Source organism: Streptomyces sp. Rer75 (genome assembly GCF_013414305.1).
In the GTDB taxonomy this organism is placed as follows: Bacteria; Actinomycetota; Actinomycetes; order Streptomycetales; family Streptomycetaceae; genus Streptomyces; species Streptomyces himastatinicus.
Genome location: NZ_CP058693.1, coordinates 2,095,651 through 2,107,690, shown reverse-complemented (window position 1 = coordinate 2,107,690; position 12,040 = coordinate 2,095,651). Strand labels below are relative to the sequence as shown.

Below are 12,040 nucleotides of genomic sequence, written 5' to 3'. Positions count from 1 at the left end.
CCTGCCTCCTCGCACAGGACCTTCACCAAGTCGACATACGGCGACCCACCTTAGCTGGGCGCGCGGACCCGCGGCGTCGAGCACCGACAAAGTATGAGCCATCATTCATGTGGCGATGGATTTCATTTTCAATTACGCTCAGGATCGTACCGCTCCCGCCACGCGTCAGTGGAGGTGATCCGCCATGACCAGCCGGACGACCCGGCAGAGAAGCGCCGTCCTGCGTGTCCTCACCGGGTGTCAGGACTTCGTCTCGGCGCAGGAACTGCACGCGCTGCTGACCGCCGCCGACGTCTCTATAGGGCTGACCACCGTCTACCGCGCCCTGCGGGATCTTGAGGCAGCCGGTGGCGTCGACGTCGTCCGCGATGACGCGGGGGAGCGGCTCTACCGGCCACGCCCCGCCGACGGGCACCGCCACTACCTGATCTGCCGCTGCTGCGGCCGCAGCCGCCCAGTGGACTCCGAGGCCGTGGAGCGCTGGGCGGACGGGATCGGAGCGGACACCGGATTCGCCGCGGTGGAGCACACCGTCGAACTCACCGGCATCTGCGCCGACTGTCAACCCGTCACCGACGAAGGAGAACCGCCGCCATGCCGCTGGGAGCCCGACCGGGACCGAGCCCGCAGTTGCGCGAGCTGAGGCAGACCGTACGGCGCCTGCTCGGACTCGACGACGACACCGCCGTCGTCGTCCGGCAACTCACCTGCACCGAACCCGGCTGCCCGCCCGTGGAAACGGTCATCGCCGTTCTCCCCCTGAACGGCCGGGGCCGCCGTTGGACCCTGCACACCACCGCCGAAGAAATCACCGAGGACGACCTGCGGGCCGCCCTGATCGCCCGTGACCCGAAGGAGCCCGAATGACCGCCCGAACATCCGACGAGCCCCGTGACCAGCGCGTCCCCGTCACCGTACTGACCGGCTTCCTCGGCTCCGGCAAGACGACCCTGCTCAACCGCATCCTCACCGAGCAGCACGGAATGCGGATCGCCGTCGTCGAGAACGAGTTCGGCGAGGTCGGCATCGACGACGCCCTCGTCCTCGACGCCGAAGAAGAGATCTTCGAGATGAACAACGGCTGCATCTGCTGCACCGTGCGGGGAGATCTCATCCGCATCCTGGGCGCGCTGATGCGGCGGCGCGAGAAGTTCGACCACATCCTGATCGAGACCACCGGCCTCGCCGATCCCGCTCCCGTCGCCCAGACCTTCTTCATGGACGACGAAATCGCCGCCGGGCTGCGGCTGGACGCCATCGTCACCCTGGTCGACGCCGCGCACGTCCTCCAGCATCTGGACGAGGTTAAGCCCGAGGGCGTGGAGAATGAGGCCGTCGAGCAGATCGCCTTCGCCGACCGGATCGTGCTGAACAAGACCGACCTGGTGGACGATGCCACCATCGCCGAGGTCACCGCACGCATCCGCGCCATCAACAGCGGCGTGCAGATCATCCCCGCCCAGCACGCCGACATCCCTCTCCCGCAGGTGCTGGACGTCGGTGCGTTCGACCTGGAGCGGGTGCTCGCCGAGGATCCGAGTTTCCTCACCGAGACCGATCATCAGCACGACACCACCGTCACTTCGGTCGGCCTGGACCTCACCGGCGAACTCGACGAGGGCCGCCTCAACCAGTGGCTGGGCACCCTGCTGCGCACCAAGGGGGTCGACATCTTCCGCTCCAAGGGCATCCTCGCCATCGCCGGAGCGCCCGGTCAGTACGTCTTCCAGGGTGTGCACATGCTGCTGGTCGGCGAGTTCGGACGCGCGTGGCGCGATGGTGAACAGCGCCGCAACCGGCTGGTCTTCATCGGCCGAAACCTCGACCGGGAAGCGCTGGAGCGCGGTTTCGCCGACTGCCTGGTCACCGCCGGAGCCGCCGCATGAGCATCACCGCATCCGACGCCGGTCCCGCCACGGCCTGGGACACCGCCGTCGACGACGCGCCCGTCGCCCTCAGCGCGCGCCACGACCTCATCGCGGTCGCGGGCGCCGCGGGCACGGTCTGGATTCTGGACGCCGCCACCGGAGCGGGCATCACCACCTTCGAACTTCCCGGCGGAGCGCTGAACGTGGCCCTGGCCCCTGATGCCCGGCACGCCGCCGCCACCGGGCCCACCGGCTACGCACTGTGGCGCAGGGAAGACGACCGTACGGTGGTTCATGAGAGCGGCGCCTGGTCCTCCACAGCGGCGTGGGCGGACCACGAGCGGGTCGCCATCGCCACCGGACGCCGCGCCCTCGTTCTCACCCCCGACGGCGACGAACTATGGGCCACCGAGCCCGCCGCCAGCACCATCACCGACCTCGCCTGGCTGCGCCAGGGACGACGCCTGGCCGTCGCCGCCTACGGTGCCGTGCGCTGCCACGAACGGCATACCCTCAAGCCAGTGACGACCTACCCCTACATCGGCTCGCACCTCGCTCTCGCCGTCGCGCCCACGGGACGGTGGATCTGCAGCGGCAACCAGGACGCCTCCATCCACATCTGGCGCACCCGCGACGGCGGCGAACTGACCATGTCCGGCTACCCGGGGAAAGTCTCCCGCCTCGCCTTCGACGACACGGGCTTCTGGCTCGCCGCCGACGGCGCCGCCGACGTCACCGTCTGGGACTTCTCCGGCAAGGGCCCCGCCGGCACCGCCCCCCGCTCCCTGCGCTGCCACAAGGCCGTCACTGCGCTGACCTGGCGTCCCGGCGGAGTCAGCCACCTCGCCAGCGGTGGCGCCGACGGCACGGTCGCGCTGTGGCACGCCACCGCGGGGCGCCCGGAGTCACGGCTCTCCCCTGCCCACACGCTGGACGGTGACGCGGCCGTCGCCGCGCTGACCTGGGCCGGACCCGAGCTGCTGGTCACCGCGTACCGGGACGGTCGGATACGGGCCCACCGGCTGCCCTCGCGGACCGCGCTGTGAGCCCGCGCATGGCCACAGTGGGAGCCGCCCGCGACCGACCGTGCACACTCGTCGTCTGCCGGGGCTGCTGCTGCGGCAACCCGCGCAAGCACCCCGGCACCGACCATCAGTGGCAACTCGACCGGCTACGGGCCGCGGCCGCCGATTCCGGCGGGCGGCTCGCCGTCCGCACGACGGACTGCCTCGGCCCGTGCGACCAGGCCAACGTCATCGTGGTGCAGCCCTCCGCCGCCGGACGCCGGGGCGGCGGCCGCGCGACATGGATCGGCTGGGCCAAGGACGACGACTGCACCGACGACCTCCTCGGCTGGGTCGCCGCGGGCGGACCCGGCCTGGCGGCACCACCGGCCACGCTGGAGTTGCAGTTCATCCGCCCACCGGGAGAAGCCCGGGCACGGACCCGCGGGCGCGGTCGCGGTCGTGCACGCCGATGAGGCCAGGGGCGGCCGCGATGTCCTCGCGGCCGCCCGCCTCGACAACGCCACGGCGGCCACCGTCGCCACCACTCTCCAGGCCCTGGCCACCCCCTCCCGGCTGCTGATCCTCACGGCACTGCGCCACTCGCCGCACTCCGTCACCGAACTCGCCACCGGGATCGGCATGGAGCAATCCGCTATCTCCCACCAACTTCGGCTCCTGCGCACCCTCGGCCTGATCACCCGCCGCCGCGACGGCCGCCGCATCGTCTACAGCCTCTATGACGATCACGTCGCCCAACTCCTCGACCAGGCCGTCCACCACACCGAACACCTACGCCTCGGCATCCGCGGCACGCCCTGACCCCGCACAGGCGGACGGTCGCCGAAAGACCACCAACACCGCGAGGCCGGGGCCCGACGGCACGACCGTCGGGCCCCGGCCTCGGTACGGAAGAGGTGCCCTGCCGGGCATACGAGGCAGTCAGTTGAGGTGGGCGACATGCGACGGAGCAGGGGCCGCACGCAGCCGGTCAGGCAGTGAGCCGTCGTCCGGCATCCCTCGCCGCAGCCACGTCCCCAGCGCCTCGGCGTCGGCGATGGTGACGATCGGCCCGGCCCGCACCACGGGCCCGCTGGGCTTGCGGTCCACCGCACACGGCTGCACGGCAGCGTAGAGCCCACGGCGGCGACGGCAGTCCAGGATCTTGCCCAGGCACCCGGTGGAAACCAGCACTCCGTGCGAAGAGCTTTGGACCGCCTTCCGCAGGCTCTCCATCACCTCACCACCGTCTGCTCCCTCGCGACAGCTCACGCACACGGCAAGCGTGAAAGGGCGGTTCGGACGACCGAATGCTCCATGCGGCATTCTCTGGGCTCCTTCATGGGGTGGCTATCGGGAGCTGTAGGGGATCAGGGCCATTTCGCGGGCGTTCTTGATGGCGCGGGCGATCTGGCGCTGCTGCTGTCGCGTCACATGGGTCACCCGGCGGCTGCGGATCTTGCCGCGGTCGGAGATGAACTTCCGCAGCAGGTTGGTGTCCTTGTAGTCGACGTAGGTGATGCCCGCGGCGTCGAGTGGATTGACGCGGCGGTGCTTGGTGTCCTGGCGCTTGGTGCCGATACGTCGAGACATGATGCGTCCTTTTCTGTACGGTGCTCGCCACGCGCTTCACACCGCGGGATCGAGCAGTTCGTCGAAGGTGTGGGAGAGGTGCTTCCAGCCGTCCGCTCCCGCCGCGGACTCGTCGTCGGTGAGCAGGCACGAGTCGAGCAGCGCGAGCAGGTTGTCGCGGTCGAGACCGGGCGAGGTGAAGGTGAGGTGCTGGCAGCGGTCGCCGTGTTCCGGGTGCCAGTCCAGGGAGGCGGCGACGCGGCGCTCGGCGGGAACCATCTCCCAGGCGGCGTCCGGGAGGGCGGCCAGCCAGGGACCGGCGGACTCCACACACAGCGCGCCGCCGGCCGCGTCCCACGACAGCAAGGTGTCGGGCCGGTCGGCCAGCCAGAACCGTCCCCGGCTGCGCGCGGCGGCGCAGGACAGGTCCTCCAGGGCGGCGTGGAGCCGACCCGGATGGAAGGGGCGCCTCCGTCGCCAGACGAGGGTGCTCACGCCGTGTTCGTCACTGTCCTGGGGCAGCAGCGCACACGCCGGATGTTGACGGACGGCCGCAGCCTCGACATCGAAGCCATGGAGGAGCGCGGGCCCCAGGGCACCCTCGTCGAGCCGCACCTGCCGTGCGCCAGGGGTGAGTTGAGTGAGCAGGGCGTGGTCGCCGTCGTCTGCGGGCTCCTCACAAGTGGTGTCCTCGGCGACGGCGATCACGGTGGGGTACTCCACTTGCCGGGCGAACGTGTCGGCGACCGTGCGCTGATCGGTCGGGGCCGCGGCTAGGCCGACGTCGGCCAGGTCATCGCCGTTGGACAGGTACGGCACGATCAGGGCCGGGTCGATGACCGTGGCCACCCCGGTCAGCTCCAGGGGCGTGCCCTCGGAGGCGATGACGGCGGCCATGGCTTGCGGCTCGACCGAGTCCCACAGCTCCACCACGGCCAGCTGGTGGCCGCCACCCGCGGCCAGCCGCAGCAGTTCGGGCACCATGTCCTCGCGCAGCGCACAACACGCGCAATCGTTCACCAAAGGCGCCTCGCCGCTGTCGAGCAGCCCCGTGGCATCGTGCACAGTGCGGTGTACGGCGCTGTCGGTGGCGGCGGACAGGTCGTGGTGCAGCGCCACGGAGCCGGGCACCGTACGCAGGATCTCCTCGACGGCGGCACGGCGGGCGTCGGCGTGCAGTCCGCCCACGACAGCGACGGCCAGCCGGGGCTCGTCCGCGCTCACCGGTCCCTCCGTCCGCGTCCGTAGCGCCGCTCGAACCGCTCGACGCGGCCCGCGGTGTCCACGACGCGCTGGTTGCCGGTGTAGAAGGGGTGGCTTGCCGAAGAGATCTCGACTTCGATGACCGGGTAGGTGCGGCCGTCCTCCCACTCGACGGTCTTGTCGCTGGTGGCGGTGGAGCGGGTGAGGAGGGCGAAGTCGGCGGCCCGGTCGCGGAAGACGACGTGCCGGTACGGGGGGTGAGAGCCGGGCTTCATGGCGGTCAGCGCTCCTCGCGGAAGTCGACATGGCGGCCGACGACCGGGTCGTACTTGCGGAGGGTCATGCGGTCGGGGTCGTTCCGTCGGCTCTTGCGGGTCACATACGTGTAGCCGGTGCCGGCAGTGGACCGCAGCTTGATGATCGGGCGAAGTTCGTTCCGGGCCATGCACGCAAGCATACATAGAGTTGGTTTTCATTTTCATGTAGGTGCTACGGTGCTGCATCCGCACAGCGACGAGAAGCAGGAGGAGCCATGTCCGCCCACTGCCAGCTCACCGGCCGGAAACCCGGCTTCGGTAACCACGTCTCCCACTCCCACCGCCGCACCGGGCGCCGGTTCGACCCGAACATCCAGCGCAAGCGCTACTGGCTGCCGAGCGAGGGCCGCCACATCCGGCTCACGCTCAGCACCAAGGCCATCAAGACCGTCGACGCGATCGGGATCGAGGCCGCCGTGGCCCGCATCCGCGCCCGGGGAGTAAAGGTCTGATGGCGAAGAAGAGCAAGATCGTCAAGAACGAACAGCGGCGCGTGATCGTGGCGCGATACGCCAAGCGCCGCACCGAGCTCAAGGCGATCATCGCCGACCCCCGGACCTCGGACGAGGAACGCCTCGACGCTCAGCGGGAGCTGCGCCGCCAGCCGCGCGACGCCAGTGCCACCCGGGTGCGCAACCGTGACTCCATCGACGGCCGCCCCCGCGGTCATCTGCGCGCCTTCGGCCTGTCCCGCATCCGGCTGCGCGAGATGGCACACGCGGGCGAACTGCCCGGGGTGACAAAAAGTAGCTGGTGAACCCCCGCAGGACCGCCTGACGTCGGCGAGGCGGCCGGGCGGTCTCCGAGACCATCCGGCCGTCGGGGATCGCACGGCTCAGCCGTCCAGGTCCTGCGTATCGGCGCCGAGCAGGGGATCGGGCAGGCAGGACCAGCGGTCGGCGCCGAGGGCCAGTTCACGGTCGTCGAGCAAGGCGGCGTCCAGCACGGCGCGCAGCCCGAACTGGTCCATCTCGGCACCGGTGAACACGATCTCGTTGCGGCGCTCGCCGTAGTAGTCGTCCCAGTACCACGAGGCCAGCGTCCGGCGCTGGGGCGAGGCGGCCCGCCAGCCTTCCGTATCGCCGTCCCCCAACCAGCGCCCGGCCTCCCGCAGTTCGAGATGGCGACCGGCCGAGCGCCAGGAGATGACCGCGTCCGGGCGGGTGGCCACCCACAGGTGCCCCCTGCTGCGCACCACCGCGGGCATGATCTGAGGGAGGCCCTCCGCCAGCCGCTCGGGGTGCAGCGGGCGCCGGGACCGCCACAGCACCGAGACCACACCGTGGTCGACGCCCCGACGGCGCACGACGGGAGCGACCACATCGAGCCGGTCCGCCGATCCGGCCGCGGTCCACCCAGGGCCGGGGCGCGTCAGCGTCGTCAGCCGAGCGCTGTCGCGTTCCTCAGCGTCGAGGAGGACCTCTGCGGACGGGTTGAGGTGGGCGAGCAGGGCGCGGGGCCCTTCCCGACGGCCGTCATCCTCCCGCCGCCCATCCCGCAGGACCATCACCTGGGCGGCCTCCACTTGCCGGGCAGCGGCCTCGGCGACCGTGAGGGGCTCGGCGTGCGGATGGTGGCCGAAGACGTGGACGGCACGGTGCACACATCCCAGGTCGCTCAACAGCCGGCCCGGGTCGACGCCGACAGCGAGCGGCGCCAGATCGTAGTGGTCCGACAGCGCAGTCCTGCCCAGCGGGGTGCGCGACAGCTCGGCCAGAAACGGCGCGGGGTCGACATTGCCGGGGAGGGCGAGCACTACATGCGAGCCTGGGGCCTCCCGCGCGATGGCGCGCAGATCCTGACGCACAATTACCGCGGGGTCTCCGGTGGCCACTTGAGACAGCGACGCTCGCTGCCGTTCGTCAGCACCTGCGACGAAGCGCTGCACGAAGGGGTACGACCCCGCCTCGTCACCCTCGATCGAGACCGAGAGCACCAGCGCATCGGGCGAGGCGCGCAGCAGCAGGTCCAGCACGCGACCTCGCGCTTCAGGGGTATTGCCGGACACCAGGCCCAGCAACAGCCGACCCTCTCCCCTGGTCCTCACTCCGCCACCGATCCAATGGCGGTGACCAACGCATGAGCGGTCCTACGCACCCGCAACACCACCAACGGCACTTCTCCTCCTCAAAGACGACGTCGCAGCGGCCACCGCGTACGCTACATGGAAACGGTATCCATTTTCATATATGGTGGCTGAGCAAGACCGGCCAGGAAAGGACCCATGTCATGGCAGTACCCAAACGGAAGATGTCCCGCAGCAACACCCGCCATCGCCGCGCGCAGTGGAAGGCGAGTACGCCGGAGCTGGTGACGATCACCATCGACGGACGCGAACACCAGGTGCCGCGGCGGCTCGTCCCCGCCTACCGGCGGGGTCTGCTCCGCCCCGAGGACTGACCGCGCCATGTCCGACCAGCTTCCGGTGACGGTCCTGTCGGGTTTCCTGGGATCCGGCAAGACCACCCTCCTCAATCACCTCCTCAATAACCGCGAAGGGCTGCGGGTCGCGGTGATCGTCAATGACATGAGCGAGGTGAACATCGACGCCGCGCTCGTCCGCGACGGCGACGCGGCCCTCTCCCGCACTGAAGAACGCCTGGTCGAGATGACCAATGGCTGCATCTGCTGCACCCTGCGCGACGACCTGCTGGAGGAGGTGGACCGGCTCGCGCGGGAAGGGCGGTTCGACTACCTGCTCATCGAGTCCAGCGGCATCTCCGAGCCCATGCCCGTCGCCGCGACCTTCGCCTTCCCTCGCGACGACGGCGCCACGCTGGGCGAGGTCGCGCGCCTCGACACCATGGTCACCGTCGTCGACGCCGCGGGCTTCCTGCCGGAGCTGACCGGCGGCGACGAGCTGATCGAGCGCGGCCTGGACCAGTACGAGGACGACGAGCGCACCGTCAGCGATCTCCTCATGGACCAGGTCGAGTTCGCCGATGTCATCGTCCTCAACAAGCTCGACCTGGTGACACCGGAGGCCGCTGAACGCCTGGCCGCGACGCTGTCCCGGCTCAACCCAGCCGCATCGCTCGTACCCGCCACCCACGGCCGGGTCGCTTCCGGGGAGGTACTCGGAACGGGCCGCTTCGACCTTGAACGCGCCCAGCAGGCCCCCGGCTGGGTCATGGAACTCAACGGCGACCATGTGCCGGAGACCGAGGAGTACGGCATCTCCAGCACTGTCTTCCGCGCCACCCGGCCCTTCCACCCCTCCCGACTGTGGGACTTCATCGCCATGGACCTGGAAAGCGGAGCCTACGGCAGCGTCCTGCGCTCCAAGGGCTTCTTCCACCTGGCCACCCGCCCACGGGTGACCGGACTGTGGTCACAGGCAGGCGCCGTCGCCCGGTTCGAGCCCTCCGCAGCTCGTGACGGCCGAAGCGTGGCCGGGGACGACACCGACCACGGACAGGAACTCGTCTTCATAGGCACCGGGCTACACGCCACTGCCCTGCACGAAGCCCTGTCCGCATGCCTGCTCACCGAGGACGAACACGCCCTGGGCCCCCAGGGCTGGTCGGCCTGGGACGACCCCTTCCCCGCCTGGGAAACCTACGGCCTCGACGAGACCTGCGGCCACGAAAGCGGCCACGAAAGCGGCCACGAAAGCGGCCACGAAAGCGGTCCGTACGAAGCCGAACCCGTACCTCAGCACTGAAGTCGGCGAGGCGCCCGTCGCTCCCGCCGGAGAGGCCGAAGTCAGTTTTCGTCGCTGTCGGAGCGTGCTGACACCGGCCGCCGACATTGACCTGCTGGCGCTGTGTGACTGGCGTCAGGATCCGGAGGCCGGCGTGAGGCGGCCGGCGAACCAGTCGGCGACCAGCGCGTCGCGCTCGGCGGCGTGGTTGTAGAGCGTGTGCTCGCCGTCGGGCCAGGTCCGCAGTGCCCTTCGAGTACCGGCTGCCTCGGCGGAGGGGGCCAGGGCTGCGGGGTCGGGGGCGAAGAGTGTGGGGCTCGAATACTCATCGCTGCGCTTCAGGCGGCATACGGGTACTTGTCGGATGATGCCTGACTTCCGGATCGGTGAGGCATTGCGTTGCGGCCGCGCGGTAGGCAGCCGCACTCCCAGACGTTTCCGGGTATTCCCCCTGCTGGCGTCTCTCTGGTGAGTTCTTGTCGGATGTTGCCAAGAGGGGCATGATGGAAGTGGAAGCGAAGCTGGCTTTTGGAGGCATTGTCGTGGGGACCATTTGGGGCCACACGGTGTGCGCGACCCCGCACAACTCAGGCGTTACCGCACGTATTTCGCCTATGGAAAGCGCCGTAATTCCGGGGAATTCGGTGCTGGGGTCAAGGGGTCGCAGGTTCAAATCCTGTCGTCCCGACCAGCGTTTTCGCAGGTCGGAGGTCGTTTCCTCGAAGTGAGGGAACGACCTTTCTGACGTTTTGTCGGCTTGTGGTCGCAAGGTGGTCGCATGCGGCCGAGTGCTTTGGGGCTGGGCTGCTGTAACTCGTGGCTTCTGTGGGCCGTCTGATGGTGGTCACCTGGTTGTGTGGTCGCGGGGCCGGTATGGGCTGTGGGGGAGTGGTCGGGCGGGCGGCCTGGGTGAGGGTTTTGTCTATGGCGTCAACTGCGTCGCGTGCTGCTTGTGCGGTGAGGTGGCTGTAGATATTCGCGGAGGTGGACAGTGTCGAGTGGCGCAGGGTTTTCGAGACCACGGTCAGCGGGACGCCGGCGATGATCGAGATGGTGGCCGCGAGGTGGCGGAGGTCGTGAAGTGTGGTGCGGGGGACGCGGGCGTCTCGGCACAGTAGGTGGAAGCGGTTGAGTGCGTATTGCGGGTGGAGTGGCCTGCCGTCGGGTTGGTGGAAGACGAAGTCGCCCCGGAGCCTGTGGGTTGAAGGGTGTCTTTATTACCGCACGGTGGTTGACCTGGGGCTTTGCGATCGCCCATGTATGGGCATGATCCCTGATCGTGGGTCTGCGACTGCTCTACCTGATCTTCTGCCGACTACTGGGCTGCCTCCTCTTGTTGGGCCGGTCGGCCGCCGCGAACGACGCCGAGATACTTGCCCTTCGGCATGAGGTCGCTGTGCTGCGTCGACAGGTCGAGCGGTCGCGGCTTTCATGGGCTGACCGTGCCGTGCTCTCCGCTCTCGCCCGGCACCTGCCACCTGCCTTACGCCGCCATCGGCTGGTCACCCCGGGCACACTGTTGACCTGGCACCGCCGTCTGGTGCGCTGGAAGTGGCACCAGACAGCGGTCGGACCCGGCCGACCACCGCTGGCGGAAGAGACAGTCGCGCTCATCCAGCGCCTGGCGAGAGAGAACCCGACCTGGGGATACGTCAGAATCCAGGGTGAACTTCGACGGCTTGGCCATCGGGTCGCAGCCGCCACGGTCCGGCGCGTTCTGCGCCGCTCCGGCCTGCCCCCCCGCACCGCAGCGAGCCTCCGAGCAGAGCTGGCGCTCCTTCCTCCGTTCACAGGCTCACACGCTGCTCGCCTGCGATTTCATGCACGTGGAGACTGTGTTCCTCAGACGTCTCTATGTCTTCTTCGTCATGGAGATCGCCACCCGGCGCGTTCACGTCCTGGGTGTCACCGCCCACCCGACCAGCGCATGGGTCAGCCAACTTGCCCGCAACCTGCTCATGGACCTCAAGGAGAGGGCTGGGTGCTTCCGGTTCCTCATCCGTGACCGGGACAGCAAGTTCACCGCCGCGTTCGACGCCGTCTTCGCCGGCAACGGCACAGCCGTCATCCCGACTCCGCCGCAGAGCCCGCGGTCAAACGCGTTCGCGGAACGATGGATACGCACAGCCCGTGCAGAATGCACCGACCGCCTCCTCATCACCGGCGAACGACACCTACGTGCAGTCCTGACCAGGTACGCCGAGCACTACAACGCCGGGCGAGCCCACCGCAGCCTCAACCTACGAGCCCCAGACGACCACCCGAACATCATCCCCCTGCCCGCCGCCACGGTCAGGCGCAAGCAGGTACTCGGCGGACTACTCAACGAGTACCACACCACGCCACCCCGACCGCTTCACCATCCACAGGAAACGCCCAGCTCAGCAGCCTGATCGGAATATTGACACCCTTCACGCCCGGGAGGGCGACGGC

16 protein-coding genes and 2 pseudogenes are annotated in these 12,040 nt (G+C 69.2%); 11 read left to right on the top strand and 7 right to left on the bottom strand.

Features of this window, described 5'->3' with window-relative positions; all coding sequences use genetic code 11:
- Positions 1-184: 184 nt before the first annotated feature.
- From HYQ63_RS08550 to HYQ63_RS08525, 6 genes are read left to right on the top strand one after another with little or no spacing between them, the layout of a single operon-like run.
- Positions 185-643 carry a Fur family transcriptional regulator gene (locus tag HYQ63_RS08550; RefSeq protein WP_179933274.1) on the top strand — a complete coding sequence of 153 codons (459 nt, stop codon included), beginning with the start codon at positions 185-187 and terminating at the stop codon, positions 641-643.
- Positions 631-867, top strand: a complete 237-nt coding sequence (locus tag HYQ63_RS08545) for a hypothetical protein (RefSeq protein ID WP_257231739.1) — start codon at positions 631-633, stop codon at positions 865-867. Before HYQ63_RS08550 ends, HYQ63_RS08545 begins: the two co-directional genes overlap by 13 nt.
- Entirely contained in the window at positions 864-1,886 is a 1,023-nt protein-coding gene (locus HYQ63_RS08540) for a GTP-binding protein (RefSeq protein WP_179933272.1), read from the top strand. Before HYQ63_RS08545 ends, HYQ63_RS08540 begins: the two co-directional genes overlap by 4 nt.
- On the top strand, positions 1,883-2,914 hold the full coding sequence (locus tag HYQ63_RS08535) for a WD40 repeat domain-containing protein (RefSeq protein WP_179933271.1): 1,032 nt from the start codon (positions 1,883-1,885) through the stop codon (positions 2,912-2,914). Before HYQ63_RS08540 ends, HYQ63_RS08535 begins: the two co-directional genes overlap by 4 nt.
- Positions 2,915-2,922: 8 nt before the next feature.
- The gene (locus HYQ63_RS08530; RefSeq protein WP_179933270.1) at positions 2,923-3,348 is read left to right on the top strand and encodes a (2Fe-2S) ferredoxin domain-containing protein; all 426 of its coding nucleotides are present in this window, start codon (positions 2,923-2,925) and stop codon (positions 3,346-3,348) included.
- Positions 3,335-3,694: a metalloregulator ArsR/SmtB family transcription factor gene (locus tag HYQ63_RS08525; protein WP_179933269.1), complete on the top strand. Its 360-nt coding sequence runs from the start codon at positions 3,335-3,337 to the stop codon at positions 3,692-3,694. The genes HYQ63_RS08530 and HYQ63_RS08525 overlap by 14 nt, the downstream gene beginning before the upstream one ends.
- A 120-nt stretch (positions 3,695-3,814) precedes the next feature.
- Here the strand turns inward: HYQ63_RS08525 and HYQ63_RS44530 are convergent, their stop codons facing one another.
- The 5 genes from HYQ63_RS44530 to rpmG all read right to left on the bottom strand — a co-directional run bounded on the left by HYQ63_RS44530 (position 3,815) and on the right by rpmG (position 6,092).
- Complete coding sequence (locus HYQ63_RS44530; protein ID WP_257231738.1) at positions 3,815-4,108, bottom strand: hypothetical protein; 294 nt, start codon at positions 4,106-4,108, stop codon at positions 3,815-3,817.
- Positions 4,109-4,222: 114 nt separating this feature from the next.
- The gene (rpsR, locus tag HYQ63_RS08515) at positions 4,223-4,465 is read right to left on the bottom strand and encodes a 30S ribosomal protein S18 (protein WP_179933268.1); all 243 of its coding nucleotides are present in this window, start codon (positions 4,463-4,465) and stop codon (positions 4,223-4,225) included.
- A 36-nt stretch (positions 4,466-4,501) separates the two neighbouring features.
- Positions 4,502-5,668 (bottom strand): GTP-binding protein, encoded by a 1,167-nt coding sequence (locus tag HYQ63_RS08510; protein ID WP_179933267.1) that lies wholly within the window; start codon positions 5,666-5,668, stop codon positions 4,502-4,504.
- Positions 5,665-5,922: a type B 50S ribosomal protein L31 gene (locus tag HYQ63_RS08505; protein WP_179933266.1), complete on the bottom strand. Its 258-nt coding sequence runs from the start codon at positions 5,920-5,922 to the stop codon at positions 5,665-5,667. Before HYQ63_RS08505 ends, HYQ63_RS08510 begins: the two co-directional genes overlap by 4 nt.
- A 5-nt stretch (positions 5,923-5,927) precedes the next feature.
- Entirely contained in the window at positions 5,928-6,092 is a 165-nt protein-coding gene (rpmG, locus tag HYQ63_RS08500; RefSeq protein ID WP_055555174.1) for a 50S ribosomal protein L33, read from the bottom strand.
- 87 nt (positions 6,093-6,179) lie between these two features.
- On the opposite strand from rpmG, the gene rpmB reads away from it, so the two are divergent.
- Complete coding sequence (gene rpmB / locus HYQ63_RS08495; protein ID WP_179933265.1) at positions 6,180-6,416, top strand: 50S ribosomal protein L28; 237 nt, start codon at positions 6,180-6,182, stop codon at positions 6,414-6,416.
- Complete coding sequence (gene rpsN / locus HYQ63_RS08490; RefSeq protein WP_179933264.1) at positions 6,416-6,721, top strand: 30S ribosomal protein S14; 306 nt, start codon at positions 6,416-6,418, stop codon at positions 6,719-6,721. The genes rpmB and rpsN overlap by 1 nt, the downstream gene beginning before the upstream one ends.
- Positions 6,722-6,799: 78 nt before the next feature.
- Here the strand turns inward: rpsN and HYQ63_RS08485 are convergent, their stop codons facing one another.
- Positions 6,800-7,939 carry a GTP-binding protein gene (locus tag HYQ63_RS08485; RefSeq protein WP_257231736.1) on the bottom strand — a complete coding sequence of 380 codons (1,140 nt, stop codon included), beginning with the start codon at positions 7,937-7,939 and terminating at the stop codon, positions 6,800-6,802.
- 254 nt (positions 7,940-8,193) lie between these two features.
- Between HYQ63_RS08485 and rpmF the strand changes: the two genes are divergently transcribed.
- Both rpmF and HYQ63_RS08475 read left to right on the top strand, forming a co-directional pair.
- Positions 8,194-8,364, top strand: a complete 171-nt coding sequence (gene rpmF, locus HYQ63_RS08480; protein WP_179933263.1) for a 50S ribosomal protein L32 — start codon at positions 8,194-8,196, stop codon at positions 8,362-8,364.
- 7 nt (positions 8,365-8,371) lie between these two features.
- Positions 8,372-9,628, top strand: coding sequence for a GTP-binding protein (locus HYQ63_RS08475; RefSeq protein WP_179933262.1), 1,257 nt, complete (start codon positions 8,372-8,374; stop codon positions 9,626-9,628).
- A 632-nt stretch (positions 9,629-10,260) separates the two neighbouring features.
- Here HYQ63_RS08475 and HYQ63_RS08470 read toward each other — a convergent pair.
- A pseudogene (locus tag HYQ63_RS08470) lies at positions 10,261-10,788 on the bottom strand (tyrosine-type recombinase/integrase); the annotation flags it as partial.
- Between the two features lie 98 nt (positions 10,789-10,886).
- On the opposite strand from HYQ63_RS08470, the pseudogene HYQ63_RS44525 reads away from it, so the two are divergent.
- Positions 10,887-12,000: pseudogene (locus HYQ63_RS44525) on the top strand (integrase core domain-containing protein).
- Positions 12,001-12,040: the final 40 nt, after the last annotated feature.

Coding starts and splice junctions, on each gene's coding strand:
- rpmF (WP_179933263.1), top strand. CDS start 8,194: ATGGCAGTACCCAAACGGAAGATGTCCCGCAGCAACACCCGCCATCGC.
- rpmB (WP_179933265.1), top strand. CDS start 6,180: ATGTCCGCCCACTGCCAGCTCACCGGCCGGAAACCCGGCTTCGGTAAC.
- HYQ63_RS08540 (WP_179933272.1), top strand. CDS start 864: ATGACCGCCCGAACATCCGACGAGCCCCGTGACCAGCGCGTCCCCGTC.
- HYQ63_RS08530 (WP_179933270.1), top strand. CDS start 2,923: ATGGCCACAGTGGGAGCCGCCCGCGACCGACCGTGCACACTCGTCGTC.
- HYQ63_RS08535 (WP_179933271.1), top strand. CDS start 1,883: ATGAGCATCACCGCATCCGACGCCGGTCCCGCCACGGCCTGGGACACC.
- rpmG (WP_055555174.1), bottom strand. CDS start 6,092: ATGGCCCGGAACGAACTTCGCCCGATCATCAAGCTGCGGTCCACTGCC.
- rpsN (WP_179933264.1), top strand. CDS start 6,416: ATGGCGAAGAAGAGCAAGATCGTCAAGAACGAACAGCGGCGCGTGATC.
- HYQ63_RS08505 (WP_179933266.1), bottom strand. CDS start 5,922: ATGAAGCCCGGCTCTCACCCCCCGTACCGGCACGTCGTCTTCCGCGAC.
- rpsR (WP_179933268.1), bottom strand. CDS start 4,465: ATGTCTCGACGTATCGGCACCAAGCGCCAGGACACCAAGCACCGCCGC.
- HYQ63_RS08475 (WP_179933262.1), top strand. CDS start 8,372: ATGTCCGACCAGCTTCCGGTGACGGTCCTGTCGGGTTTCCTGGGATCC.
- HYQ63_RS08550 (WP_179933274.1), top strand. CDS start 185: ATGACCAGCCGGACGACCCGGCAGAGAAGCGCCGTCCTGCGTGTCCTC.
- HYQ63_RS44530 (WP_257231738.1), bottom strand. CDS start 4,108: ATGGAGAGCCTGCGGAAGGCGGTCCAAAGCTCTTCGCACGGAGTGCTG.